The organism is Alistipes finegoldii DSM 17242 (assembly GCF_000265365.1).
GTDB classification, from domain to species: domain Bacteria; phylum Bacteroidota; class Bacteroidia; order Bacteroidales; family Rikenellaceae; genus Alistipes; species Alistipes finegoldii.
In genome coordinates this window covers 912,966-936,686 of record NC_018011.1, presented here as the reverse complement: position 1 = coordinate 936,686, position 23,721 = coordinate 912,966, and the positions used below count along the sequence as shown (strand labels likewise).

At 61.1% G+C, this 23,721-nt stretch carries 23 protein-coding genes; 14 read left to right on the top strand and 9 right to left on the bottom strand.

What is annotated here, in order from left to right:
- Positions 1-32: 32 nt before the first annotated feature.
- The 12 genes from ALFI_RS04345 to ALFI_RS04290 all read left to right on the top strand — a co-directional run bounded on the left by ALFI_RS04345 (position 33) and on the right by ALFI_RS04290 (position 12,081).
- A complete protein-coding gene (locus tag ALFI_RS04345) occupies positions 33-1,394 on the top strand; it encodes a DUF4989 domain-containing protein (protein ID WP_014774918.1) in 1,362 nt (453 codons plus the stop codon).
- Between the two features lie 218 nt (positions 1,395-1,612).
- On the top strand, positions 1,613-1,978 hold the full coding sequence (locus tag ALFI_RS04340) for a hypothetical protein (RefSeq protein ID WP_014774917.1): 366 nt from the start codon (positions 1,613-1,615) through the stop codon (positions 1,976-1,978).
- 110 nt (positions 1,979-2,088) lie between these two features.
- Positions 2,089-2,439: an NADH-quinone oxidoreductase subunit A gene (locus ALFI_RS04335; protein ID WP_009599057.1), complete on the top strand. Its 351-nt coding sequence runs from the start codon at positions 2,089-2,091 to the stop codon at positions 2,437-2,439.
- The gene (locus ALFI_RS04330; protein WP_009599052.1) at positions 2,430-3,086 is read left to right on the top strand and encodes an NADH-quinone oxidoreductase subunit B; all 657 of its coding nucleotides are present in this window, start codon (positions 2,430-2,432) and stop codon (positions 3,084-3,086) included. The genes ALFI_RS04335 and ALFI_RS04330 overlap by 10 nt, the downstream gene beginning before the upstream one ends.
- Before the next feature lie 68 nt (positions 3,087-3,154).
- On the top strand, positions 3,155-4,702 hold the full coding sequence (locus ALFI_RS04325; RefSeq protein ID WP_193559103.1) for an NADH-quinone oxidoreductase subunit D-related protein: 1,548 nt from the start codon (positions 3,155-3,157) through the stop codon (positions 4,700-4,702).
- Between the two features lie 179 nt (positions 4,703-4,881).
- Positions 4,882-5,958 (top strand): NADH-quinone oxidoreductase subunit NuoH, encoded by a 1,077-nt coding sequence (nuoH, locus tag ALFI_RS04320; protein WP_009599064.1) that lies wholly within the window; start codon positions 4,882-4,884, stop codon positions 5,956-5,958.
- 2 nt (positions 5,959-5,960) lie between these two features.
- Positions 5,961-6,401 carry a NuoI/complex I 23 kDa subunit family protein gene (locus tag ALFI_RS04315; RefSeq protein ID WP_014774915.1) on the top strand — a complete coding sequence of 147 codons (441 nt, stop codon included), beginning with the start codon at positions 5,961-5,963 and terminating at the stop codon, positions 6,399-6,401.
- Positions 6,402-6,404: 3 nt separating this feature from the next.
- A complete protein-coding gene (locus ALFI_RS04310; RefSeq protein ID WP_014774914.1) occupies positions 6,405-6,914 on the top strand; it encodes an NADH-quinone oxidoreductase subunit J family protein in 510 nt (169 codons plus the stop codon).
- A 12-nt stretch (positions 6,915-6,926) separates the two neighbouring features.
- Positions 6,927-7,235, top strand: a complete 309-nt coding sequence (gene nuoK / locus ALFI_RS04305; protein WP_009599068.1) for an NADH-quinone oxidoreductase subunit NuoK — start codon at positions 6,927-6,929, stop codon at positions 7,233-7,235.
- Between the two features lie 22 nt (positions 7,236-7,257).
- On the top strand, positions 7,258-9,150 hold the full coding sequence (gene nuoL, locus ALFI_RS04300) for an NADH-quinone oxidoreductase subunit L (RefSeq protein ID WP_014774913.1): 1,893 nt from the start codon (positions 7,258-7,260) through the stop codon (positions 9,148-9,150).
- Between the two features lie 12 nt (positions 9,151-9,162).
- Positions 9,163-10,647 (top strand): complex I subunit 4 family protein, encoded by a 1,485-nt coding sequence (locus ALFI_RS04295; protein WP_014774912.1) that lies wholly within the window; start codon positions 9,163-9,165, stop codon positions 10,645-10,647.
- 6 nt (positions 10,648-10,653) lie between these two features.
- Positions 10,654-12,081: an NADH-quinone oxidoreductase subunit N gene (locus tag ALFI_RS04290; RefSeq protein ID WP_014774911.1), complete on the top strand. Its 1,428-nt coding sequence runs from the start codon at positions 10,654-10,656 to the stop codon at positions 12,079-12,081.
- 176 nt (positions 12,082-12,257) lie between these two features.
- On the opposite strand, the gene ALFI_RS04285 is transcribed toward ALFI_RS04290, so the two are convergent.
- From ALFI_RS04285 to ALFI_RS04270, 4 genes are read right to left on the bottom strand one after another with little or no spacing between them, the layout of a single operon-like run.
- Positions 12,258-12,755: a methylated-DNA--[protein]-cysteine S-methyltransferase gene (locus ALFI_RS04285; protein ID WP_014774910.1), complete on the bottom strand. Its 498-nt coding sequence runs from the start codon at positions 12,753-12,755 to the stop codon at positions 12,258-12,260.
- 11 nt (positions 12,756-12,766) lie between these two features.
- Positions 12,767-14,902 carry a S9 family peptidase gene (locus tag ALFI_RS04280; protein WP_014774909.1) on the bottom strand — a complete coding sequence of 712 codons (2,136 nt, stop codon included), beginning with the start codon at positions 14,900-14,902 and terminating at the stop codon, positions 12,767-12,769.
- Positions 14,903-14,915: 13 nt separating this feature from the next.
- Positions 14,916-15,602 carry a hypothetical protein gene (locus ALFI_RS04275; protein WP_009599067.1) on the bottom strand — a complete coding sequence of 229 codons (687 nt, stop codon included), beginning with the start codon at positions 15,600-15,602 and terminating at the stop codon, positions 14,916-14,918.
- 15 nt (positions 15,603-15,617) lie between these two features.
- Positions 15,618-16,625, bottom strand: coding sequence for a glucosaminidase domain-containing protein (locus tag ALFI_RS04270; protein WP_014774908.1), 1,008 nt, complete (start codon positions 16,623-16,625; stop codon positions 15,618-15,620).
- A gap of 75 nt (positions 16,626-16,700) precedes the next feature.
- On the opposite strand from ALFI_RS04270, the gene ALFI_RS04265 reads away from it, so the two are divergent.
- On the top strand, positions 16,701-17,306 hold the full coding sequence (locus tag ALFI_RS04265) for a DUF4254 domain-containing protein (RefSeq protein WP_009599048.1): 606 nt from the start codon (positions 16,701-16,703) through the stop codon (positions 17,304-17,306).
- Entirely contained in the window at positions 17,290-18,315 is a 1,026-nt protein-coding gene (locus ALFI_RS04260; RefSeq protein ID WP_009599065.1) for a glycosyltransferase family 9 protein, read from the top strand. Before ALFI_RS04265 ends, ALFI_RS04260 begins: the two co-directional genes overlap by 17 nt.
- Positions 18,316-18,661: 346 nt before the next feature.
- Here the strand turns inward: ALFI_RS04260 and ALFI_RS04255 are convergent, their stop codons facing one another.
- The 5 genes from ALFI_RS04255 to ALFI_RS04235 all read right to left on the bottom strand — a co-directional run bounded on the left by ALFI_RS04255 (position 18,662) and on the right by ALFI_RS04235 (position 23,696).
- Positions 18,662-19,510, bottom strand: a complete 849-nt coding sequence (locus ALFI_RS04255; protein WP_014774907.1) for a phosphodiester glycosidase family protein — start codon at positions 19,508-19,510, stop codon at positions 18,662-18,664.
- Between the two features lie 136 nt (positions 19,511-19,646).
- Positions 19,647-20,213: a lipocalin family protein gene (locus ALFI_RS04250; RefSeq protein ID WP_014774906.1), complete on the bottom strand. Its 567-nt coding sequence runs from the start codon at positions 20,211-20,213 to the stop codon at positions 19,647-19,649.
- A 20-nt stretch (positions 20,214-20,233) separates the two neighbouring features.
- Positions 20,234-21,619 carry an NADPH-dependent glutamate synthase gene (gltA, locus tag ALFI_RS04245; RefSeq protein WP_009599034.1) on the bottom strand — a complete coding sequence of 462 codons (1,386 nt, stop codon included), beginning with the start codon at positions 21,617-21,619 and terminating at the stop codon, positions 20,234-20,236.
- A 57-nt stretch (positions 21,620-21,676) separates the two neighbouring features.
- Positions 21,677-22,561: a sulfide/dihydroorotate dehydrogenase-like FAD/NAD-binding protein gene (locus tag ALFI_RS04240; protein ID WP_009599061.1), complete on the bottom strand. Its 885-nt coding sequence runs from the start codon at positions 22,559-22,561 to the stop codon at positions 21,677-21,679.
- Positions 22,562-22,619: 58 nt separating this feature from the next.
- Positions 22,620-23,696 (bottom strand): DUF1573 domain-containing protein, encoded by a 1,077-nt coding sequence (locus tag ALFI_RS04235; RefSeq protein WP_014774905.1) that lies wholly within the window; start codon positions 23,694-23,696, stop codon positions 22,620-22,622.
- Positions 23,697-23,721: the final 25 nt, after the last annotated feature.

Sequence of the window (23,721 nt, the reverse complement as noted above, 5' to 3'; positions counted from 1 at the left end):
GCAAGGCGGAATTAACCGAAAAACAGTAAACGATGAAAAACATGTTTAAATATGCGCTGGTTTTCGCCCTCGCGGGCGGCGCAGCGCTCTTCACCGGCTGCCGCGCCGACGAGGAGGTCGATCTGGCGGGTTACCCCGAAACGCCGGTCGGCGCAACGATCTCCGGGACCTCGGACCGGGTAGCGACTTTCGAGGGAACCTACGATAATGATGGCGTGCTGAATCTCGCCGGTTCGCTTTCGGGCGAATATACCATTGCCCTTGCGCAGGCAAGCCCCGAAGAGACGGTCGTTCGCGTAGAACCTATTATCACCAATGTACCTGCCGAACTGGTCGAGATCAGCGCGCGCGAGCTGGTGATTCCCGCCGGCAGCACTACGGCCACGGTTGAGGTGAAGATCATGGAGGAGAACTACGGCTTCATGGAGAATGTGTTCGACCCGATGACCTATGAATTGGGCGTGCGTGTGGTCGAGGCGCGCGGTTCGCAGGTTCCCGTTGTGGACGGCGAGGCGAAGATGGTGATCGAAAAGGCTGCCTATGTCGCTGTCGCGTCGCTCGTGGGCGTCGGGGGCAATGCCGTGACTTTCAAGCGCAACTTCATCGACGGTGCGATCGTCAACGAAGATCCGATAACATATGACGTGAAGGTCGTGGTGGACCGTCCCGTACTGGAGGATACGAAGTTCGTCGTGAAATCGGCGGGCATTCCCGAAGGATTTGCCGGCGACGAGCATTTTACGCCCGCTGCCGAAGTGACGATTCCGGCCGGGGCGAAAGAGTCGGACGCGACGACGTGGTCGGTGACGGACGACTTTCTCGAAGCGAACGAAGAACTCGGCACTTTCCCGGTACAGCTCACGGCCGAGCTGGTCGGCGATACCGCTGGGGCCGTTGTCGATCCGGAGGATGCCGGCGTTGCGATTTCGATCGTGAAGAAGTCCGATCTTCTGGCTTTCCTGTCCGCGGCCGATGCGTCGTGGATGAAGTACCCGACGAGCGGATGGACCTTTGATACCAACGGCTCTGTATGGGGCGGAGATGCCGCACTTTGGGATGGCAGTACGAGTACCGATGTCTATGGCGCTAATCCGCTTGAGATTACAATCGATATGAAGACCTCGCAGTGGGTCGCCGGTTTTGATATTCAGGCTTACGGAAGTATCGGCTACATGGGCGAGTACTTCGAGCTTTCGACGTCGGAAGACGGGGAGAACTGGACGCCGCACGGAGAGCTCCGGCAGGCCGAGGCTCCCAACAGAGGCTACGGCGCAACCAACTACGTTCAGCTGCTCAAGCCCTGCAATGCCCGCTATATCAAGTGGGTCGGCACGAAGGGCAGCGCTTATGGACCCGATATCACGGAGATGTATATCTACGGCCGGAACGAATAACCGGAATCCGGTTTGAATGTTGACGGAGGCTTCCCGCAGAGATGCGGGAAGCTTTTTTTTCGGTCTTGACTTTTGCCGGCGGAGACCCGTCGTCCGGCAATCAGGTCGTTGACACTTTTGTAGCTAAAATTTTTCATTTTGTGCATTTTTTCGTCCGAAAGGTAGCTTTTCAGCGGGAAAGGGCGTATATTCGCTGCGCTGAAATCATTTTGTCGATAATGCTGGAGAGAATTCAATATGTGCTGTTCGTGCTGCTCTTCGTGCTGGCGGGGAGTCTCGACGGTGCGACGTCGCAGGGCGGCGCATGCCGGGTACAGCCCGGATTGAGTCCGCAGGCCGCACTCCACGCACCCGTTACGGCGCAGAATTATTTCACGGCCGCCGTGATGCTTTCGGGCGACGCTTCGATCGAGATTCCGGCCCACTCTTCGGAGCATAAGGCCATCGTGCGGCATCGTTTCTATGCCCGTTCGGCTGCGGCGGAAGCCGTTGCGCAGCAAAACTCGGCGCTCTCGGACCGCGGCGCGCGCTATTCCAAGCCGGTCGATTACTACATCTTTTCTCTGGGGCGGATTCTGATTTAGCCCCGGTTCCCCTTCGCTGCGAGCCGCATGTTTTCCGGTCGGGACGTTCCGTCCGCCGGGGCATGCCCGTTTTTCGTGTTCCGGAATATAAATTCGTAAAATAACAGGTTATGTATTTCACGCTATTGGTGGTCGTCATCCTGACGGCCATTGCGCTGGTCGCAGTCGCGCTGGGTATCGCCCGCGCCGTGTCGCCGCGTTCGTACAACCCCCAGAAGGGCGAAGCATATGAGTGCGGCATCCCGACGCGGGGCCGGTCGTGGATGCAGTTCAAGGTGGGTTACTACCTCTTTGCGATCCTGTTCCTGATGTTCGACGTCGAGACGGTGTTCCTCTTTTCGTGGGCCGTCGTCGTGCAGGAGCTGGGCGTATACGGACTGGTGAGCATCCTCTTCTTTTTGGTCGTCCTGATTTTGGGCCTTGCCTACGCATGGCGGAAAGGAGCTTTGGAATGGAAATAAAGAGAGAACCGAAGATCAAGTCGATGAAATACGAAGATTTCAACGACAACGAATACCTCGAAAAGATGGTCGCCGAACTGCGCGACAACAATACGAACGTGATCGTGGGCTGTCTGGACGAGCTGATCGAGTGGGGCCGCAGCAACAGCCTGTGGCCGCTGACCTTCGCCACGAGCTGCTGCGGCATCGAGTTCATGGCCGTGGGCGCGGCGCGTTACGATTTCGCCCGGTTCGGGTTCGAAGTGGCCCGCGCCTCGCCGCGTCAGGCCGACTTCATCATGGTCGCCGGCACCATCACCCACAAAATGGCCCCGGTGCTCAGGCGCCTTTACGACCAGATGGCCGATCCGAAGTATGTGATCGCCGTGGGCGGCTGCGCCATCAGCGGCGGGCCTTTCAAGAAGTCGTATCATGTGCTGAACGGCGTGGACAGGATTCTGCCCGTCGATGTCTATATACCCGGCTGTCCGCCGCGGCCCGAAGCGATGCTTTACGGACTGATGCAGCTGCAGCGCAAAGTGAAGTTGCAGCGTTTCTTCGGCGGGGTGAACAAGCAGATCGGCCGCGAAGAGTATGAAGAGCTGCTGCGCCGCGACCTGACTTCGGAGCGGAACGATTTGAATGTGGAAGGAGGAGAAAAGCAATGAGTATGACGCTGAAAGACAAGATAACGGCATGGGAACCTCAGGCCGTATGGTCCGAGGCGGGCGACGGCATGTGGACCGTGCCCGCGGAGAAGTTTCACGATCTGGCCGCCCGGCTCAGGGCCGAGGGATTCGATTTCCTGCGCAGTCTGACGGGCATGGACTGGGGCGAAGAGGGCTTCGGAGCCGTCTATCACCTCGAAGCCTCTGCCACGGGCGAAAACGTCGTCCTGCGGACGCTGACGCCGAGCCGCGAGAAATGCGGCCTGCCCTCGGTCTGCGATTTGTGGAAGGCCGCCGAGCTGAACGAACGCGAGGTGTTCGACTATTTCGGCATCGGGTTTCTGAACCATCCCGACATGCGGCGGCTGTTCCTGCGCGACGACTGGGTGGGGTATCCCCTGCGCAAGGATTACGATCCGGCGCTCAATCCGCTGCGCATGACCAACGAGGTGTCGATGGACAGCGCTCCGAGTTTCGAGCTGACCTCCGACGGCAGTTTCATCCGCAAGCGCAACGTGCTCTTCGAAGAGGACGAATACGTCATCAACGTCGGTCCCCAGCACCCTGCGACGCACGGCGTGCTGCGCTTCCGAGTGTCGCTGGAGGGCGAGATCATCAAGAAGCTCGACGTGCACTGCGGTTATATCCACCGCGGCATCGAGAAGTTGTGCGAGGGGCTGACCTATCCCCAGACGCTGGCCCTTACGGACCGGCTGGATTATCTGGGGGCCGCGCAGAACCGCCATGCGCTCTGTATGTGCATCGAGAAGGGGCTGGGCGTCGAGGTGTCGGAGCGGGTGCAGTATATCCGCACGATCATGGACGAGCTGCAGCGCATCGATTCGCACCTGCTGTTCTTCGCGTGTCTCTGTATGGACATGGGGGCTTTGACGGCGTTCTTCTACGGGTTCCGCGACCGTGAGAAGGTGCTCGACATTCTGGAGCAGACCACGGGAGGCCGCCTGATACAGACCTACAACACCATCGGCGGCGTGCAGGCCGACATCCATCCCGAATTCGTGCGTAAGGTCAAGGAGTTCATCGCCTATATGCGTCCGCTGCTGCGCGAATACCACGAAATATTCACGGGCAACGTCATCGCGCAGGAACGCCTGAAGGGAACGGGCGTGCTGACCCGTGAGGATGCGATCTCGTTCGGCGCCACGGGCGGCACGGGACGCGCCGCCGGCTGGGCCTGCGACGTGCGCAAGCGGCATCCCTACGCCATGTACGGCAAGGTCGGTTTCGAGGAGGTGCTCTTCACCGAGGGCGACTGCTTCGCCCGCTACATGGTCCGCATGCGCGAGATCGAGCAGAGCATGAACATCGTCGAACAGCTGATCGACAATATTCCCGAAGGGGAATACCAGTTGAAGATGAAGCCGGTGATCCGCATTCCCGAAGGCAGCTACTACGCCGCCGTCGAGGGGAGCCGCGGCGAATTCGGCGTGTTTATCGAGAGCCGGGGCGACAAGTCGCCTTACCGCATGAAGTTCCGTTCGACGGGACTGCCGCTGGTGTCGTGTCTCGAAACCATAGCGAAGGGGACGAAGATCGCCGACCTGATCGCCATCGGAGGCACGCTCGATTACGTCGTACCCGATATAGACCGGTGAGCGGTTGAAAGCTTCGCCGGTCGGCGCCGGCTTTTCCCGATGTTTTTTCCGCCGCAGGCGGATAAGTCCCCTTCGATGAGGGGATTTAGGAGAGGGGCAGACTTGTAAGCACGGCCAGAGACCGTGAATTGCAGCCGGGGAGAGCGGAAAACGGATTGAAAAAGGAAAAACTTACAGATATGTTTGATTTTAGTATAGTAACGAGCTGGATTCACGGGCTGCTCACGTCGCTGATGCCCCTCGGACTGGCGGTCTTTCTGGAGTGCGTGATCGTCGGCGTATGCCTGCTGCTGATGTATACGGTGATCGCCATCCTGATGATCTTCATGGAGCGCAAGGTCTGCGCGGCCTTCCAGTGCCGTCTGGGGCCGGTGCGCGTGGGGCCGTGGGGCACGTTGCAGGTCATCTGCGACGTATTCAAAATGCTCACCAAGGAGATTATCACCATCCGCCGTTCGGACAAGTTCCTCTACAACCTCGCGCCCTACATCGTCATTCTGGCGTCGGTGCTGGCGTTCGCCTGCCTGCCCGTGAACAAGGGGCTGGAGGTGCTGGACTTCAACGTGGGCGTCTTCTTCATGATGGCCGCGTCGTCGATCGGCGTGGTCGGCATCCTGCTGGCGGGATGGAGTTCCAACAACAAGTATTCGCTCATCGGCGCCATGCGGAGCGGCGCGCAGATGATTTCGTACGAGCTTTCGATCGGCCTTTCGATCCTGACGATCATCGTGCTGACCGACACCATGCAGTTCTCCGAAATCGTGGCCCGGCAGGCCGACGGCTGGTTTATCTTCAAGGGCCATATTCCGGCGCTGATCGCCTTCGTGATCTACCTGATCGCGGGCAACGCCGAGGTGAACCGCGGCCCGTTCGACCTGCCGGAAGCCGAGTCGGAGCTGACGGCGGGGTATCACACCGAATATTCGGGCATGCACTTCGGACTCTTCTACGTCGCCGAATTCGTCAATCTGTTCATCGTCGCGGGCGTGGCCGCCACGATCTTCCTCGGAGGGTGGATGCCGCTGCATATCTCTGGCTGGGAGGGCTTCAACGCCGCGATGGACTACATTCCGGGCTTCGTCTGGTTCTTCGGCAAGGCGTTCTTCGTGGTGTGGCTGCTGATGTGGATCAAGTGGACATTCCCGCGCCTGCGTATCGACCAGATACTGACGCTCGAATGGAAGTATCTGGTGCCGATCGGACTGGCCAACCTGCTGCTGATGGTCGTTGTCGTCGTATTTAAACTGCATTTTTAGCCATGAAAAGCTATATCAAAGGATTCTTTCACGGACTGGGGTCCCTGTTGACGGGACTCAAGGTGACGGGCCGTGAGTTTTTCACGCCCAAGGTCACCGAGCAGTATCCGGAGAACCGCGCCACGCTCAGGATGTTCGACCGCTTCTGCGGCGAACTGACCATGCCGCACGACGCCGAGGGCCGGAACAAGTGTATCGCCTGCGGCCTGTGTCAGTCGGCGTGTCCCAACGGCACCATCCGCATCACGACCGAAGTGGTCGCCGATCCCGAAACGGGCAAGAGCCGCAAGCGGCTGGTGCTCTACGAGTACGATCTGGGGGCGTGCATGTTCTGCCGTCTGTGCGTCAATGCCTGCCCGACCGGGGCGATCCGTTTCTCGACCGACTTCGAACATGCGGTCTACACGCGCGAAAAGCTGGTCAAAACCCTGAATAAACAGTAAGCCATGGAGATAACACTCGAATTAATCGTCTTTACGGTGCTGGCGGTCTTCACGGCCGTGAGCGCTCTGCTGGCTGTGACGACCAAGCGCATCCTGCGCGCGGCGACCTACCTGCTGTTCGTGCTGTTCGGTACGGCGGGCATCTATTTCCAGCTCAACTATTCGTTCCTCGGCGCGGTGCAGCTGCTGATCTATGCCGGCGGCATCACGGTGCTGTACGTCTTTTCGATTCTTTTGACGTCGAGTCAGGGCGACAAGTCGGAGGACCTGCGGGGATATAAACTCTTCGTGGGGCTGGCCGCGACGCTGCTGAGTCTCGGCGTCTGCCTTTATGTGACGCTCGGACACGATTTCAGGCCTTCGCATTTCGTTCACGGCGAACTGCACGTGCAGACCATCGGCCATGCGCTGATGAGCAGCGGCAAATACGGCTACGTGCTGCCGTTCGAGGTCATCAGCATCCTGCTGCTGGCCTGCATAGTCGGCGGAATCCTCATCGCACGCAAACGCTAAAAAAGTACGGCTATGATACACATGGAATATTATCTCGTCCTCTCCACGATCATGATGTTCGTGGGAATTTACGGATTTGTCACGCGCCGCAACCTGCTGGCGATGCTGATTTCCGTCGAGCTGATCCTCAATTCGGTCGATATCAACTTCGTCGTCTTCAACCGGTTCCTCTTCCCGGAACAACTGGAAGGGTTCTTCTTTACGCTGTTCGCCATCGGGATCAGCGCCGCGGAGACGGCCGTCGCCATCGCCATTATCATCAATATTTACCGCAACATCCGCAATATCGAGGTCAAGAGCCTGCGGGAGATGAAGTGGTAGCCGAAAACGAAAAACGACTCTTATGGAATATACGATTCTGATTCTGCTGCTGCCCCTGCTGAGCTTCCTCTTCTTAGGCTTGGCCGGCATGAAGCTCAAGCCCGTGGCGGCGGGCCTCGTCGGCACGGCGGTGCTGGGGGTGGTGATGCTGCTGAGCTGCTGCACGGCGTTCGAATACTTCATGGCCGGGCGCGATGCCGCCGGGGCGTTCCCGACGCTGATTCCGTGGAATACGGTCTGGCTGCCGATCAGCCGTACGCTGCATATCGACATGGGCATCCTGCTGGACCCGATTTCGGTGATGATGCTCGTGGTGATCTCGACCGTCTCGCTGATGGTGCATGTCTACTCGCTGGGCTACATGAAGGGTGAACGGGGTTTCCAGCGTTACTATGCGTTCCTGTCGCTGTTTACGATGAGTATGATGGGACTTGTGGTGGCGACCAATATTTTCCAGATGTACCTGTTCTGGGAGCTGGTGGGCGTCAGCTCTTATCTGCTGATCGGCTTCTACTATACGAAGAAGGAGGCCGTCGCCGCGTCGAAGAAGGCCTTTATCGTGACGCGCTTCGCCGATCTGGGATTCCTCGTCGGAATCCTCTTCTACGGCTATTACGCCGGGACGTTCTCCTTTACGCCGGAGGTGCGGCTGCTGGCCGCCGCCGGGACGATGATCCCGCTGGCGCTGGGGCTGATGTTCATCGGCGGCGCGGGCAAGAGCGCCATGTTCCCGCTCCACATCTGGCTGCCCGACGCCATGGAAGGCCCGACGCCCGTGTCGGCGCTGATCCACGCCGCGACGATGGTCGTGGCGGGCGTCTACCTCGTGGCGCGCATGTTCCCGCTCTTTATCGGCTATGCGCCCGAAGTGCTCCACTGGACGGCCTACATCGGTGCCTTTACGGCGCTGTACGCCGCCGTGGTGGCCTGCGTCCAAAGCGATATCAAGCGCGTGCTGGCGTTCAGCACCATTTCGCAGATCGGTTTTATGATCGTGGCGCTGGGCGTCTGCACCTCGGCCGATCCGCATGCGGGCGGGCTGGGGTACATGGCTTCGATGTTCCACCTCTTCACGCACGCCATGTTCAAGGCCCTGCTGTTCCTCGGCGCCGGATGTATCATCCACGCCGTCCACTCCAACGAAATGTCGGCCATGGGCGGCCTGCGCAGGTATATGCCCGTGACGCACGCCACGTTCCTCGTCGCCTGTCTCGCCATTGCCGGCATCTGGCCCCTGAGCGGTTTCTTCTCGAAGGACGAGATTCTGACGGCCTGCTTCGCATTCAGCCCCGCGATGGGGTGGCTGATGACCGCCGTCGCCGGACTGACGGCGTTCTACATGTTCCGCCTGTACTACAATATCTTCTGGGGGCGCGAGAACCGGGAGCTGCATGCCGCGCACAGGCCGCATGAGGCTCCGCTGACGATGACCCTGCCGCTGGTGTTTCTGGCGGCGGTGACGCTCGTCGGGGGCGCGATCCCGTTCGGAAAGTTCGTCAGCAGCGACGGCATGCCCTACACCATCCATATCGACTGGCGTGTGGCGGGCGTGAGCCTTTGCGTGGCTGCCGCGGGCATTGCGCTGGCCACGTGGATGTACCTGCGCGAGCGGCAGCCCGTTGCCGACCGGCTGGCCCTGCGGTTCCGCGGCCTGCACAGGGCGGCCTATAACCGGTTCTATATCGACGACGTTTATCAGTTCGTCACCCACAAGGTGATCTTCCGCTTTGTTTCGACCCCGATCGCGTGGTTCGACCGCCACGTCGTGGACGGCTTTATGAATCTGCTAGCAAGGGCGGCCGGCGGCGCGGCGTACGCGATCCGCGACATGCAGAGCGGCAGCGTGCAGCGTTACTGCATCTGGTTCCTCGGCGGGGCGCTGGGCTTTACGATCATCCTGCTGTTAATCCGTTAATTTGAAGTTATTATGAATATGTTATCCTTGTTTCCCGCCATTCCGCTGCTGATGATGCTGGGACTTTGGCTGTCGAAATCGACGCGGCAGATCCGTGCCGTGATGGTGGCGGGCTCTTCGCTGCTGCTGTTGCTGGCGGCGGTGCTGGTGGTGCGCTACCTCGGCCTGCGCGAAGCGGGCGAGACGGCCGCCATGCTCTTTACCGCGAGCCATGTGTGGTACGCTCCGCTCGATATCCACTATGCGGTGGGCGTGGACGGCATCTCGGTCGCCATGCTGCTGCTGTCGGCCGTCATCGTATTTACGGGTACGTTCGCTTCGTGGCGGATGCAAACGCAGATCAAGGAGTACTTCCTCTGGTTCTGCCTGCTGAGCGTCGGCGTTTTCGGGTTCTTTATCTCGGTGGACCTCTTCACGATGTTCATGTTCTACGAGGTGGCGCTGATCCCGATGTACCTGCTGATAGGCGTCTGGGGCAGCGGCCGCAAGGAGTATGCCGCCATGAAGCTGACGCTGATGCTCATGGGCGGTTCGGCGCTGCTGCTGATCGGCATTCTGGGCATCTATTTCGGCGCCGGGGCGACGACGATGAATATTCTGGAAATCGCGCAGTTGCACAGCATTCCGCTCGCGCAGCAGTATGTCTGGTTTCCGCTGGTCTTCGTCGGGTTCGGCGTGCTGGGCGCGCTGTTCCCGTTCCATACGTGGAGTCCCGACGGCCATGCCTCGGCTCCGACGGCGGTCTCGATGCTCCATGCCGGGGTGCTGATGAAGCTGGGCGGTTACGGCTGTTTCCGCGTGGCGATGTACCTGATGCCTGAGGCGGCGCACGAACTGAGCTGGATATTCATCGTCCTGACGACGATCTCGGTCGTCTACGGGGCTTTGGCGGCCTGCGTGCAGACCGACCTCAAATACATCAACGCCTATTCGTCGGTGTCGCACTGCGGGCTGGTGCTCTTCGCCATTCTGATGATGAACACCACGGCCGGAACGGGAGCGATTCTGCAGATGCTGAGCCACGGCCTGATGACGGCTCTCTTCTTCGCCCTGATCGGCATGATTTACGGCCGTACGCATACGCGCGACATCCGCGAGCTGAGCGGCCTGATGAAGGTCATGCCCTTCCTTGCGGTGGGGTACGTCATCGCGGGTCTTGCGAACCTCGGACTGCCGGGGCTGAGCGGCTTCGTGGCCGAGATGACCATCTTCAACGGCGCGTTCATGAACGACGACACGTTCCACCGCGTCGTGACGATCATCGCCTGCACGAGCATCGTGATTACGGCGGTTTACATCCTGCGGGTGGTGGGGAAAATTATTTACGGCACCTGCACCGACGAACACCACCTCAAACTGACGGACGCCACGTGGGACGAGCGGCTGTCGGTCGTCTGTCTCGTCGCCGCCATCGCCGGCATGGGTCTCGCGCCGCTGTGGGTGAGTGACATGATCCGGGAGAGCGTGACGGGCATCATTGCACAATTAATGAGTTAAGCGATTATGGATTACAGCAACATATTTACCTCTATGCAGGCCGAAGTGACGCTCATCGCGGTGATCGTCCTGCTGTTTCTCTATGACCTGATCGCGGGGGAGCGGGGACGCCGCCGGTTTTCGGCCGTCGCCTGCGGACTGCTCGCGCTGCAGGTCGCGGTCAATGTCGTTCCGGGGACTCCGGGCGAAGTGTTCGGGGGCATGTTCCAGTACGTGCCGATGCACTCCATCGTCAAGAGCGTGCTGACCGTCGGGACGCTGATCGTCTTCCTGCAGGCCGATGCGTGGCTGCGCCGCGGGGATACGGCCCACAAGCAGGGCGAGTTCTACATCCTGACCCTCTCGACGCTGCTGGGCATGTATCTGATGGTCGGCGCGGGCAACTTCCTGCTTTTCTTTATCGGCATGGAGCTGGCTTCGGTGCCGATGGCCTGTCTGGTGGCGTTCGACAAGTACAAGCGTTATTCGGCCGAGGCGGGTGCGAAGTACATCCTCTGCGCCCTCTTCGCCAGCGGGCTGATGCTCTATGGAATCTCGTTCTTCTACGGGACGACCGGGACGCTCTATTTCGACGATATGGCGGCGCGCATTACGGGTTCGCCGCTGCAGATCATGGCCATGGTCTTCTTCTTCGCGGGGCTGGGGTTCAAGATTTCGCTGGTCCCGTTCCACCTCTGGACCGCCGACACCTATCAGGGCGCGCCGACGACGGTGACCTCCTACCTGTCGGTGGTGTCGAAAGGCTCGGCGGCGTTCGTGCTGATGACCGTGCTGATGAAGGTCTTCGGGCCGATGATCGGGCAGTGGCAGACGCTGCTCTATGCCGTGACGGTGCTGTCGATCACGGTGGCGAACCTCTTCGCCATCCGGCAGAAGGACCTGAAACGCTTCCTCGCCTTCTCGTCCATCTCGCAGGCCGGTTACATCATGCTGGCCGTGATCGGCGGGAGCGCCTTCGGCATGACTTCGCTGGTCTTCTACGTGCTGGTTTACATGGCCGCGAACCTCGCGGTTTTCGGTGTCGTTTCGACGGTCGAGCAGCATAGCGGCGGCAAGGTCGGGATCGAAGATTACAACGGGCTGTACCGCACCAATCCCAAGCTGGCGCTGATGATGACCCTCGCGCTCTTCTCGCTGGCGGGCATTCCGCCCTTTGCCGGGTTCTTCTCGAAGTTCTTCGTCTTCGCCGCGGCGTTCAAAGGCGGCTTCCACCTGCTGGTGTTCATCGCGCTGATCAATACGGTCATCTCGCTCTATTACTACCTGCTGGTGGTCAAGGCGATGTATATCACTCCGAACGATGCGCCCGTCGCGCCGTTCCGCAGCGACCGCTATACCCGCATCAGTCTTGCGCTCTGCATGGCGGGCGTCCTGCTGCTGGGAGTCGTCAGCGCCGTATACGACGGTATAAACGCTTTCGCGTTCGGGCTTTGACGGGGTGAATGGAAAAAGAGGGCGGCATCTTCTGCGGATGCCGCCCTCTTTTCGTGCGGATGAGTTTTTGCCAGCGCAATGCCGGCGGGCCTGCCGCCGTTTCAGTTGTCCGGCCGAGGCCGTCTTGTGTGCTTCTTGAGGCCGGTCGCCTGCCGTTGTCCGGGGCCGTCGCGCCGTCAGTCTTCGTGGGCTTTTTCGAGATTCAGCAGGTGGGTTTTCACGCCCAGACCTCCGGCATAGCCGACCAGTGCGCCCGTGCTGCCGACCACGCGGTGGCAGGGGACGACGATGGCGATCGGGTTGCGGTTGTTGGCCATGCCTACCGCGCGGCAGGCCGTCGGGCGGCCGATCTGCGCCGCGATCTGGCCGTAGGTGCGGGTCTCGCCATAAGGGATCGTCCTCAGGGCCTCCCACACGGCTTGCTGGAATGGAGTGCCGGCGGGCGCCAGCGGGAGGGTGAACTCGCGGCGCGTTCCTGCGAAGTATTCGGCCAGCTCGGCCGCCGCCTGCAGGAGCAGGGGACCGGCCGTCTCCGGCGTACACGTCTCCGGGGCGTTGCGCGGTCTGCGCCGGTTGCGGTATTCGCGGCCGAAGAAGATGCGGGTGACGGCTTCGTCCGAAGCCGTGATGCCGAGTTTTCCGACGGGTGTTTCGATGAAGAGCATCCGTTCCATATCGTCTCGTTTTAAAGGTTGTCCAGCGTGTAGCGGATCATTTTCTGCCGTACGTTCGCCGTGTCGTGGGGCTGCATCGAGTGGTTCTGGTCGGGGTAGACCATCATGTCGTACTGCTTGCCGCAGCGGTTCAGGGCGCGGGTCATCTCGACGGTGTTCTGGAAGTGGACGTTGTCGTCGGCCGTGCCGTGGATGATCAGCAGGCGGGTCTTGGTGTCGTCGAGCATCCGGGCGAAGTTGAGCGGCGAGTTGTCGTCGTAACCCGAAGCGTTGTACTGCGGCAGGTTGTTGTAGATTTCGGTGTAGATCGAGTCGTAGTAGCGCCACGAAGTGACGGGCGCCACGGCGATTGCCATTTTGAACAGTCCGTGCCCTTTGAGCGCGCAGCTCAGGGCCATGAATCCGCCGTAGGACCAGCCGTAGATGCCGATGCGCGCCGGGTCGGCATAGGGCTGCGCCGCCATGTAGCGGGCCAGCGAGAGCTGATCCTCGACTTCGAGCGCGCCCAGCCGTCCGTAGGTCTGTTTCTTGAATTTCTCGCCCCGGAAACCCGTGCCGCGTCCGTCGGCGCAGACCACGATATAGCCCTTGTCGGCCCGCGCGTCCTCCCAGTCGAGCGACCAGCGGTCGCGCACCGACTGCGAACCGGGACCCGAATACTGCGTCAGCAGGACGGGGTAGCGTTGCGAAGGGTCGAAGCCGCGGGGCTTGACGATGTAGGCGTTGAGCGTGTCGCCGCGCTCGGTGGCGAAGGTGAAGAACTCCTTTTGCGGGCGGTTCGCGGCGGCCAGCTCATCGCGCAGGGCCTTGCTGTCGGCCAGCAGGCGGACCGGGTTGCCCTCGCCGTCGCAGATCTCGACCCGGTTGGGGGTCGCGGCGTTGGAGAAGGTCGATATGTAGTATTTCATGTCGGCGCTCGGCGCGATCGTATAGAAGCCTTCGCCCGTGGTCAGGCGGCGTTTCTGCGTGCCGTCGAGCCGCACGCTGTAGAGGTTGCGGCGCAGGGGGGAGGTCTCAGTCGAGAGGTACCACACGCGCTTGCCGTCGGTGCCCGCGACGTCGGTCACCTCCCAGTCGCCCTTGGTCACCTGCGCGAGGAAACCCCGGCGGATGCTGTAGAGGTAGAGGTGCATGTATCCCGTGTGGCTCTCCTGCCGTACGAGGAAGCGGTCTTTGTCCACGAACGTGAGCGAGGAGTCGTCCACGCGCTCGACGTACTGCTGCGAACGTTCGTCGTAGATCGTCCGCTGGGCGCCGTTAGGCTCGCAGAGAATCACCTCGAAGGTGTTCTGGCGGCGGTTGAGCCGGAAGAAGTAGAGCCGCCCGTCGGGGGTCCAGCCGATGCGGGGGATGTACTGGTCGGTTTCGCGGCCCGTGTCGATGCGCTCTTTGGCGCCGGTCGCGAGGTCGCAGACCCACACTTCGACCGTCGAATTGCGTTCGCCGGCCTTGGGGTATTTGAACGAGTAGGCCTGATTGTAGAGCTTGCCGTCGAAGCGCATCATCTCCATCAGTGGCACCTGAGATTCGTCGAAGCGCAGGTAGGCGATGCGGCGGCTGTCGGGCGAAAAGGCATAGGCTTTCGTGAAGCCGAACTCCTCCTCGTAAACCCAGTCGGTCGTGCCGTTGATGACCGAATTCCACGCACCGTCGTCGGTGATGCGGCGCGTCTGCCGGGCGGCGGTGTCGTAAACGTAAAGGTCGTTGCGGTCCGAATAGGCGATCAGTCTGCTGTCGGGCGAGAACGAAGCGTCGCGCGGGGCTTCGGCCTCCCGGAGTACGGGCGTCAGGCTGTTGCCCGCAGCCAGAAAATAGCTGGTCGTATAGGAGTGGCGGTAGATCGGCTTCGACCCCGAAGCGATCAGTATCTGCCGCTCGTCGGGCGAGAAGGAGTAGTCGGTGATCGTCAGGTTGGCCGCGGACGAAGGGAGCATCCGCTCGCCCGGTCCCGCCGCGGCGTAGCTGTGGCGGATGATGTTGCTGCCTTCGAGCGTGGTGTAGTGCTCGCCGTCGGCCATCGAGCGGATGCCGCGGACGGTCTGGTTCATGCCCCGCAGTCGGGCGATTTCGGCGTATTCGTTCTGGGCCTGTACGATGCCCGCTCCGAGCAGTGCGGCCGCAAGGAGCGTAATTAACGATGCTTTCAATGTAAATTCCGTTTTAAATGTCCTCCACTTCGAAATCGTAGCCGAGCCGCTTGCCCGTGACGAATTTCGAGTTGTCCATCTTGGTGTTGAACTGATCGACCGTCACGCGCTTGTTGTCCTCGTAAGGCGGCATCAGCAGGTCGAAGTTCAGGGCGAACCAGATCGCCTCTTCGAGGATGGCGATGAGCGCGTCATGGCCGATTTCGCTTTTGCCGAACTCCGCGGCCCGCATCGAGGTCTGCTGTTTGCCCTCGACGAAGTAGCGGCGTTCGCGGTTGATGAAGATGCGGCCGATGAGGTAGCCTTCGTCGGCGTTGCGGTTGAACTTGAACGAGTCGGAGAGGAAGTTGTAGATGTTGATCAGGCCGCAGTAGGAGTTTTCGCGGTCGCCCTGCACATAGGGATTCTGCCAGATCGGGTGGTCGGCGGCGAATTCGAAGATGTCGGTGTGCATCTGGAATATCAGGATGTCGTTGGCCACCTGCAGCTGGGCTTCGAACTTGCCGCGGTCGCGGTATTCGAGCCGCACGCGGCGGTCGAGTTTGCCGTCCAGCTCGTCGTCCAGCTCCGAGGCCATTTCGAGCAGCGTCTCCTTCAGCTCGTTGAAGGCCGAGAAGGTGTTGTCGAAAATCCGTTGCTTGAGCGTCGATTTGCGGATGATCGTATCGAGGATCTTGCTTCTTAGCGGTGTGGTTTCCATACGGTATCGTGTGTTTTACTTTATGCGTATCTGGCGGCCCTGTTCGAGCGTGTCGCCCGGCCTGAGCTTGTTGAGCTTCTCGATCGAGCGGGTGCGGATGGCGTACGACTGCCCCACGGCGTAGGCCGTTTCGCCCTGACGGCAGGTGTGGGTGTGGGCGTTGCCCTCCCAGCGTTTTTTCTTGCGCTCGATGTAGACCACCTCGTGGGGCATCGGCTGGGCCTTCTTGTCCTTCAGATCGTTGAACTTGCGCAGATTGCGTGCCGAAATGCGGAATTTCTTCCCGATGTTCTCGAACGTGTCGCCCTCCTTGGCCAGCACGTAGTGCACGCCGTTGGTCGCATAGACGTTGTAGCCGTTGTGGGCGTTGATTGTCACGCGGTAGTTGTCCGGATCGACGGCCGACGATGCGTCGGCCGGGCGCTCCATGCTGGTCTGGTCGGTGAACCAGCCTTCGGGATCGGTGATCTTGCGGCCCGAACGCGAAGCGTAGAGCCGCTCGCCGTCGGGCTGGTCCAGCAGGAAGAGCTGGGCCTCCTCGATGATGCGGCAGAGCCGCTGCGCATAGTCGGGCGCCGTGGCGTAGCCGGCGGCCTTCAGTCCCCGCGCCCAGCTTTTGTAGTCGGTCGGGGAGTAGGCGAACAGCGAGTCGTAGCGGGGCTGCGTGTCGAGGAATTCGGCATGGTCTTGGTACGAGGCTTCGACCGTGGGATAGCTGCGGAAGCACTCGCCTTTGGCGTCGTCGTCGTGGTAGACTTTTTCGCCCGTCCAGTTGCGTTTGCACTTGATGCCGAAGTGGTTGTTGGACATTATCGAGAGACGGCTGTTGCCGCAGTCGGATTCGAGGATGCCCTGCGCCATGGTGATGCTGGCCGGGATGCCGTAACGCTCCATGTGGGCCACGGCGATGGATTTGTAACGGTCGATATACTCCTCGCGGGTCTGGCGGACCTGCGCCCGCAGGCTTCCGAATGCCGTCAGGAGGATTCCAGCGAGCAGTATTGCATTTTTGGAAAAATTCATTATCTTTGTTTAATCTTATACGGACAAAGGTATAATTTTCCCACGAAAATTACAATTAAAATATATTGCTGAACTATGTTTACCGAAAACGCAAACCGCATTTTCAACCGGGTTATCGAAGAGTATCACCGCTGGGACGATGTGGACCGCCCCGTCGAGAATCCCTATGAGCCGGGAACGATCGATCACCTGCTCTATCACAAGAACTGGATCGACACCGTGCAGTGGCATCTTGAGGATATCATCCGTGATCCGCAGATCGACCCTGTGGCCGCGCTGGCCATCAAACGGCGCATCGACAAGTCCAATCAGGAGCGTACGGACATGGTGGAGTACGTCGATTCGTACCTGCTCGACAAATACAGGGAGATAGAACCCCTGCCCGGCGCTCGGCTCAATACCGAGACCCCGGCGTGGGCCATCGACCGGCTGTCGATTCTGGCGCTCAAGATTTACCACATGGCCTGCGAGACGGAGCGTACCGATGTGGATGACGCCCACCGCGCGGCGTGCCGGAAGAAGCTCGACGTGCTGCTGGCGCAGCAGGCGGATCTTTCGAAAGCGATCGAAGAGCTGATCGAGGACATCGAGGCGGGCCGCAAGTACATGAAGACCTACAAACAGATGAAAATGTATAATGATCCGGCGTTGAACCCGGTTCTTTATGGTCAGAAAAAGTAAGAAGCTTCCGCGTCATCTGATCGTGTACCGGACCTCGGCGATGGGGGACGTGGCGATGCTCGCGCATGCGCTGCGGGCCTTGAAGCGGGCATATCCCGATCTGCAGGTCACGGTTGCCACGCGACCGCTGTTCCGGGCCTTTTTCACGGACCTCGACGTCGGTTTTCTGGACGTCGATGTCAAGGGCGCCCACCATTCGCTGTGCGGCATATGGCGGCTGGCCGCCCAAGCGCGGCGGCTGGGGGCGGATGCCGTGGCCGACGTGCACGGCGTGCTGCGTTCGGTGACGTTCCGCACGGCTTTGCGGCTGCACGGTATTCCCTTCGCGGCCATCGGGAAGGGCCGGGACGAGAAGGGTGAATTTATCCGGCGCGGCGGCCGGGGTGTCAAACCTGCGAAACATACAGTCGTCCGCTATTGCGACGTATTCCGGAAACTGGGATTCGTGTTCGACGATCCGAAGCCGGCCGTGCGGCGCGAGCATCCCAGTCCGATGGGTGAAAAGACGGGGACGTGGATCGGTTTCGCCCCTTTCTCGGCGCAGCAGGGCAAGACCTATCCCGAACCGCTGGCCCGCGAGACGGTGCGCCTGCTTGCCGGGCGTTATGACCGGGTTTTCATCCATAGCGGCGGGGGTGCCGAGGCGGAATTCGCGCAGGAGATGGAGCGCCTTCATCCTAATGTCACGGCGCTGTTCGGACGGGTTAAGATGGCGGGCGAGATCGACCTGATCGCCAATCTGGATTGCGTGGTGTCGATGGATTCGCTGGTCATGCATTTGGCTTCACTCGTGGCGACGCCCGTGGTGTCGGTATGGGGTGCGACGCATCCCGGTCTGGGATTCTTCGGGTACGGCTGCGATCCGCGCGGCATCGTGCAGGCCGATATGGAGTGCCGCCCGTGCTCGGTCTTCGGAAATAAACCGTGCCGTTACGGAGATTACCGTTGTCTGCATGCCGTGACGCCCGCCATGATCGTGGAGCGGGTTGAGGAGATCGTCGGCAAATGACAATAGGACTGAATATGAAAAGCCCCGGAAATTCCGGGGCTTTTTTCGTATCCGGGCGTGTGCCGCGGCGGAGCCGGCGGGCTTTGTCGCGTGGACACGTTTTTTATCGGCTGTTTGGACCGGCTGTTTTTCCGGCTTTTGAGACCGGCTGTTTGGACCGGTTCGGGTCTTTTTACCGGCTTTGTCCGGTTTGTGTTTCCGGCACTGCGTTTCCCGCCGGAGGGGCGGTGCCTTTCCGGCTTTATATTCCCGGTATTGTGTTTCCGGCCGATAATAATCGGCGCTTTCCCGGCTTTTTGTTCCCCGGCGCTGCGTTTCCCGCCGGAGGGGCGGTGGTTTCCCGGCGCTATTTGTTGCGGCGGATCACGATGCAGTTGGGAACGCCGCGCTCGCCTTCGTGGTCGAAACGTTTGTTGTCGTAGGGGTGGTTGAGGATGCCTTCCTGCGCTGTCCAGAGCGTCGAGGAACCGCCGCCGTCGAGGTTCAGCGCATCGACGAGCCCCAGCTGACGGGCGATGTAGGCTGTTTCGGCGATGGTTGCGCCGTCGGCTTCGCCCTTGAAGCGGCCGTCGATGACGGCCATGACGACCGTGCCGTCGGCCCGTTTGCCGATCAGCGTGCGGGGATGGCGGCGGGCGTAGAAGCTGTCTTCGGAGTCGTATTCGACGCTCCGGCCGTCGCGGACCAGCATCGGACCTGCGGCCAGCGCCGAGCGGTAACGGCGGGCGATGCGGGAGTATTGGGTCGTGTCGCAGCGGAGAATGTCCATTTTGCGGCCGCGTTTGTCGCGCAAAGCGATGACGCCGTTGGTGCGCATCGTCTCACCGGGAGTCGTCCGGCCCAGAATCTGCTTGTCGATCAGTACGAAGGTTACGGGGGCGAGCGTCTTCATGTTGAAGTAGCTGCCGTTCAGGGCGGCGTCGGCTCCGGCGGCTTTGCCCAGCTCGCTCGTGGGGGATGCTTTGCCGTCGAGCTGTATGATTTCCGTCGTGAAATTACGGGCGGGGTAGGCGACCACCGAGACGGTCTGCCGCGAATCGAACATGTCGATCTGGGCGCGGCGGCATTCGGCGCCCGCCGCGAGGGGCGTGATCTGCCAGCGGGCGCCGGCGAAAGCGACCGAGTCTTCGGGTGTCTGGGCCGCGGCCGCAAAAGAAAAGAGGAGCAGGAAGGCTCCCGCAAGTAATTTAGTCATGGCTTAGGTAGAATTGGCGGATACAAATTTAAGAATTTAAATCGGTTCGCCAAATTGCGGCCGTCGTCGGGATGCGTGAAAAATCCCCGGCCTTTTCGGGGCCGGGGATATGCTTTGGCTGCGTAAAGCGGCCTTGCTATTTGGTCGCTTTGGTGTAAACCGTCTTGTTGCCCTCGATGGTCAGCGTGTATACGCCGTCGGCGTCCTTGGCGATGATACCCGTCTCGGTGAAGTCGATGGTCTGGCCGTTGCCGACGCTTTGGCCTTTGAGCAGGATTTTGCCGGCTTCGCCCTGCAGCTCCCACGAGGTGTAGCGCAGCGTGGCCATGTTGATCGACTGGGCCTGACCTTCGATCAGGATGTCGATGCCCATTACGCCTTCGGGGTTGATGGGGTCGGGCATGGTCCATTTGCCGACGGCTTCGGCATAGGTCGGGTCGGTGGCGACTTTAGCGGCTGCGGCGCCGTCCTCCAGCTTGCCTTTGTAGTCCACGACGACCGGGGCGCCGAGCAGCAGGCCGTTGGCTTCGCTCTTGTCGGCGTCCATAGTCGAGAAGGTGAAGGTCCCTTCGGCGTTCTCGACGGTTACGGTGTTCATCGACGCATCGGTGATGAAGCCGGTAAAGGTTTTGGGCGTGTTGTCGCCGCAGGCAGTCATGCCGCACAAAGCGATGGCGGCGGCCATGATCTTGATGCTTTTCATTGCTTGTGAGATATTTATGTTTAACGCTTTCTGAGGTATTCGTCGATGGCCCGTGCCGCTGTGCGGCCTGCGCCCATGGCGAGGATGACGGTCGCGGCGCCGGTTACGGCGTCGCCGCCCGCGAAGACCCCTTCGCGCGACGTGGCGCCCTGCCCGTCGGCCGTGATGCAGCCGCGGCGGTCGGTCTCCAGTCCTGCGGTCGTGGCGGCCAGCAGGGGATTGGGCGAGGTGCCCAGCGCCATGATGACCACGTCGCAGGCGATGTCGAATTCTGAGCCGGGCTTCACTACGGGCGAGCGGCGGCCGCTCTGGTCGGGTTCGCCCAGCTCCATCTCCACGCACCGGATGCCGGTGACCCAGCCGCGCTCGTCGCCGAGGACCTCCGCGGGGTTGGTGAGCATGCGGAAGCAGATGCCCTCCTGCTTGGCGTGATGGACCTCCTCGACACGTGCCGGAAGCTCCTTTTCGCTGCGGCGGTAGACGATCGTCGCCTCGGCGCCCAGCCGTTTGGCCGTGCGCACGGCATCCATCGCCACGTTGCCGCCGCCGACCACGACCACACGCTTGCCGACGTAGATCGGGGTGTCGTACGTGTCGTCGTAGGCGCGCATCAGGTTGGCGCGCGTCAGGAATTCGTTGGCCGAAACCACGCCGTTGAGGTTCTCGCCCGGAATGCCCATGAAGCGGGGAAGTCCCGCGCCGGAGCCGATGAATACGGCGTCGTACCCCTCCTCGCCGAGCAGCGAATCGACGGTGACGGTGCGGCCCACGATGACATCGGTTTCGATCTCCACGCCGAGCCGCTCGACTTCGGCGATCTCGCGCGCCACGATGCGCTGTTTGGGCAGACGGAATTCGGGAATGCCGTAGACCAGTACGCCTCCCACCTTGTGCAGGGCTTCGAATATCTTGACTCCGTAACCCATTTTCGCAAGGTCGCTGGCGCAGGCCAGTCCCGCCGGGCCGCTGCCGATGACGGCGACCCTGCGGCCGTTGCGCGGTGCGGTGCGGTGCGCCGCGGCGCCGTGTTCGAGTTTCCAGTCGCCTACGAAACGTTCGAGTTTGCCGATGGCGACCGGTTCGCTCTTGATGCCCAGAATGCAGGAGCCTTCGCACTGCGATTCCTGCGGGCAGACGCGGCCGCAGATCGAAGGCAGCGAACTGTCTTCGGCGATGATGTCGGCCGCTTGCTGCAACTCGCCCCGGTGCAAGGCTCCGATAAAGTCCGGGATGCGGATATTGACCGGGCAGGCCGCTACGCAGCGGGGATTCTTGCATTGCAGGCAGCGCGACGCTTCGAGCGTCGCCTCTTCGAGGTCGTAGCCGTAGCAGACCTCCTCGAAGTTGGTCGCACGTACTTTCGGGTCTTGTTCGCGCACGGGGACGCGCGGTATCTTGTTTGCCATTGTAGTCGTATGCTTTTGGGTGTGTAGGCGGAGCGGCGTGCCGGCTCCGCCGTGCGTTTATTTGTCCAGTCCTATTTTACATTGGTGTCCGGCTTGACGCTCGGCTTCGATGGCCGCGGCGCGCTGTTCCTGCGTGCGGTACATGCCCTGACGGCGCATCGCTTCGTCGAAATCGACTTCGTGGCCGTCGAATTCGGGGCCTTCGACGCATGTGAAGCGCGTCCTGCCTGCCACCGTCACGCGGCAGGCCCCGCACATGCCCGTTCCATCGACCATCAGTGCATTGAGCGAGACGGTCGTTTTCAGCGCGTATTTCTTCGTCGTGAGGGCCACGAACTTCATCATGATCATCGGACCGATGGCCACGCATTCGTCGTAATGCCTGCCCTGCTTTCCGATCAGTTCGTCGATCACCTGCGTAACAAGCCCTTTGAAGCCTTCGGAGCCGTCGTCGGTGGCGATATGGAGGTTTTCGGCCACGGCGCGCATCGCGTCGGTGTAAATGAGCATGTCGCGGGTCTTGGCGCCGATGATCACGTCGGCCTTGACGCCGTGTTCCTTGAGCCATTTGACCTGAGGATAGACCGGGGCGGTGCCCACGCCGCCTGCGACGAAGAGGTAATGCCGCTTGCGGAGTTCGTCGAGCGGCATTTCGACGAATTCGGAGGGGTGGCCGAGCGGGCCTGCGAAGTCGGCGAACGCTTCGCCCGCTTCGAGCGAACAGATTTTGCGCGTCGAAGCGCCGATGGCCTGCGTTACGATGGTGACGCTGCCCTCTTCGGCGTCGAAGTCGGAGATCGTGAGCGGAATGCGTTCGCCGTGTTCATCGGCGCGGACGATGATGAACTGTCCCGGCCGGGCCGAGCGTGCGACGCGCGGTGCGAGGACTTTCATCAGCCAGATGCCCTCTGCGAGGAGTCTTTTTTCAAGTATCGGGTACATTTATAAATGGGTTTCCGGCTTTTATCCGCCTGCGCGGTAAAGCCGCATTGTCGTATCTTTAGTCTTCGACGATCGCCGTCGCCCGCAGCCGCCGCATCGGGCGCGTGAGGTCGTTGGTTATGATCGTCACGAAATCGGTCACCACGCCGTATTCCTGCCTGCCGGGGTCGAGCGTCGCCTTGGCCGTGAACGAACTGCCGGCAGGGATGCGCTGTCCCGGCGTGAGCGTCGTCGCGACCTTGCCGCCCGTCTCCACGGCGCGGACGATCAGCTCGCCGTCGCCCGTGTTGGTGAGCGTGAAGGTGCGCTGCTGTTGGGGCGCGTTGTGTTTTACCGGGCCAAATTTAATAATATTTTCGGTTATCTGCACTTTCGGCGTCCGTCGGGCGTCGGCCGGGGACTTGTCGATGCCGATGCCGTGGGCCACGATCAGCGTTCCGTTGCCGCGGCCGTCGGCCCGCACCTCCAGCGCGTCGCGCAGCGAACCGTAGCGGGGGGCGCCCTCCGGGTTGAGGTACATGAGGTTGATTTCGGCGGTCTGGCCGGGGGCGAGTTCGCGCGGGTAGTCGGCGGCGAGCAGGCCGCTCGACTCCTTGGGATGCAGTTCCAGACGGACCGGGCGGTTCGACGTGTTGATGCAGCCGATGGCAGACTGGACCTGCTGTCCCTCGCGGATATAGGAGAAGGTGCAGAGCGTCGAAGCAAGCCGCAGACCGCCGCCCGCATCGACCGGATAGAGCTCTTCGGTGGTTTTGGTGCGCGGAGTGACGGAGCCGTGCACGGTGAGCGTTGCGATCTTGCGCCGCTCGGAGGAGTAGACGCCCAGCTCTTTGGTGAAGGCGCCGGGGCGGTTGGTCGGGTCGAACGTTACTTTGATTGTCGTTTTCTCGCCCGGACGGATTGGCCGTTTGGTGAATTCGGGCACCGTGCAGCCGCAGGTGGTCACCACGTCGAGGATCACGACGGGTTTGTCGGAGCGGTTCTCGCCCGTGAACGTGTGGCTTACGCGGCCCTCGGTTTCGGGAATCGTGCCGAAGTCCCATGAATCGGGGGTGAAAATCAACTGGGCGTGCGCCGGCGCCGTCAAGGCGCAAAGGGCCAAGATTATGAGTGAGATATGTCGTCGTATCGTCATGGTGCGTATGGATGTCGGTTTTGCA

Excerpts from the sequence above, each read along its gene's own strand:
- ALFI_RS04345 (WP_014774918.1), top strand. The coding sequence starts at position 33 with ATGAAAAACATGTTTAAATATGCGCTGGTTTTCGCCCTCGCGGGCGGC.
- ALFI_RS04340 (WP_014774917.1), top strand. The coding sequence starts at position 1,613 with ATGCTGGAGAGAATTCAATATGTGCTGTTCGTGCTGCTCTTCGTGCTG.
- ALFI_RS04335 (WP_009599057.1), top strand. The coding sequence starts at position 2,089 with ATGTATTTCACGCTATTGGTGGTCGTCATCCTGACGGCCATTGCGCTG.
- ALFI_RS04330 (WP_009599052.1), top strand. The coding sequence starts at position 2,430 with ATGGAAATAAAGAGAGAACCGAAGATCAAGTCGATGAAATACGAAGAT.
- ALFI_RS04325 (WP_193559103.1), top strand. The coding sequence starts at position 3,155 with ATGTGGACCGTGCCCGCGGAGAAGTTTCACGATCTGGCCGCCCGGCTC.
- nuoH (WP_009599064.1), top strand. The coding sequence starts at position 4,882 with ATGTTTGATTTTAGTATAGTAACGAGCTGGATTCACGGGCTGCTCACG.
- ALFI_RS04315 (WP_014774915.1), top strand. The coding sequence starts at position 5,961 with ATGAAAAGCTATATCAAAGGATTCTTTCACGGACTGGGGTCCCTGTTG.
- ALFI_RS04310 (WP_014774914.1), top strand. The coding sequence starts at position 6,405 with ATGGAGATAACACTCGAATTAATCGTCTTTACGGTGCTGGCGGTCTTC.
- nuoK (WP_009599068.1), top strand. The coding sequence starts at position 6,927 with ATGATACACATGGAATATTATCTCGTCCTCTCCACGATCATGATGTTC.
- nuoL (WP_014774913.1), top strand. The coding sequence starts at position 7,258 with ATGGAATATACGATTCTGATTCTGCTGCTGCCCCTGCTGAGCTTCCTC.
- ALFI_RS04295 (WP_014774912.1), top strand. The coding sequence starts at position 9,163 with ATGAATATGTTATCCTTGTTTCCCGCCATTCCGCTGCTGATGATGCTG.
- ALFI_RS04290 (WP_014774911.1), top strand. The coding sequence starts at position 10,654 with ATGGATTACAGCAACATATTTACCTCTATGCAGGCCGAAGTGACGCTC.
- ALFI_RS04285 (WP_014774910.1), bottom strand. The coding sequence starts at position 12,755 with ATGGAACGGATGCTCTTCATCGAAACACCCGTCGGAAAACTCGGCATC.
- ALFI_RS04275 (WP_009599067.1), bottom strand. The coding sequence starts at position 15,602 with ATGGAAACCACACCGCTAAGAAGCAAGATCCTCGATACGATCATCCGC.
- ALFI_RS04270 (WP_014774908.1), bottom strand. The coding sequence starts at position 16,625 with ATGAATTTTTCCAAAAATGCAATACTGCTCGCTGGAATCCTCCTGACG.
- ALFI_RS04265 (WP_009599048.1), top strand. The coding sequence starts at position 16,701 with ATGTTTACCGAAAACGCAAACCGCATTTTCAACCGGGTTATCGAAGAG.
- ALFI_RS04260 (WP_009599065.1), top strand. The coding sequence starts at position 17,290 with ATGGTCAGAAAAAGTAAGAAGCTTCCGCGTCATCTGATCGTGTACCGG.
- ALFI_RS04255 (WP_014774907.1), bottom strand. The coding sequence starts at position 19,510 with ATGACTAAATTACTTGCGGGAGCCTTCCTGCTCCTCTTTTCTTTTGCG.
- ALFI_RS04250 (WP_014774906.1), bottom strand. The coding sequence starts at position 20,213 with ATGAAAAGCATCAAGATCATGGCCGCCGCCATCGCTTTGTGCGGCATG.
- gltA (WP_009599034.1), bottom strand. The coding sequence starts at position 21,619 with ATGGCAAACAAGATACCGCGCGTCCCCGTGCGCGAACAAGACCCGAAA.
- ALFI_RS04240 (WP_009599061.1), bottom strand. The coding sequence starts at position 22,561 with ATGTACCCGATACTTGAAAAAAGACTCCTCGCAGAGGGCATCTGGCTG.
- ALFI_RS04235 (WP_014774905.1), bottom strand. The coding sequence starts at position 23,696 with ATGACGATACGACGACATATCTCACTCATAATCTTGGCCCTTTGCGCC.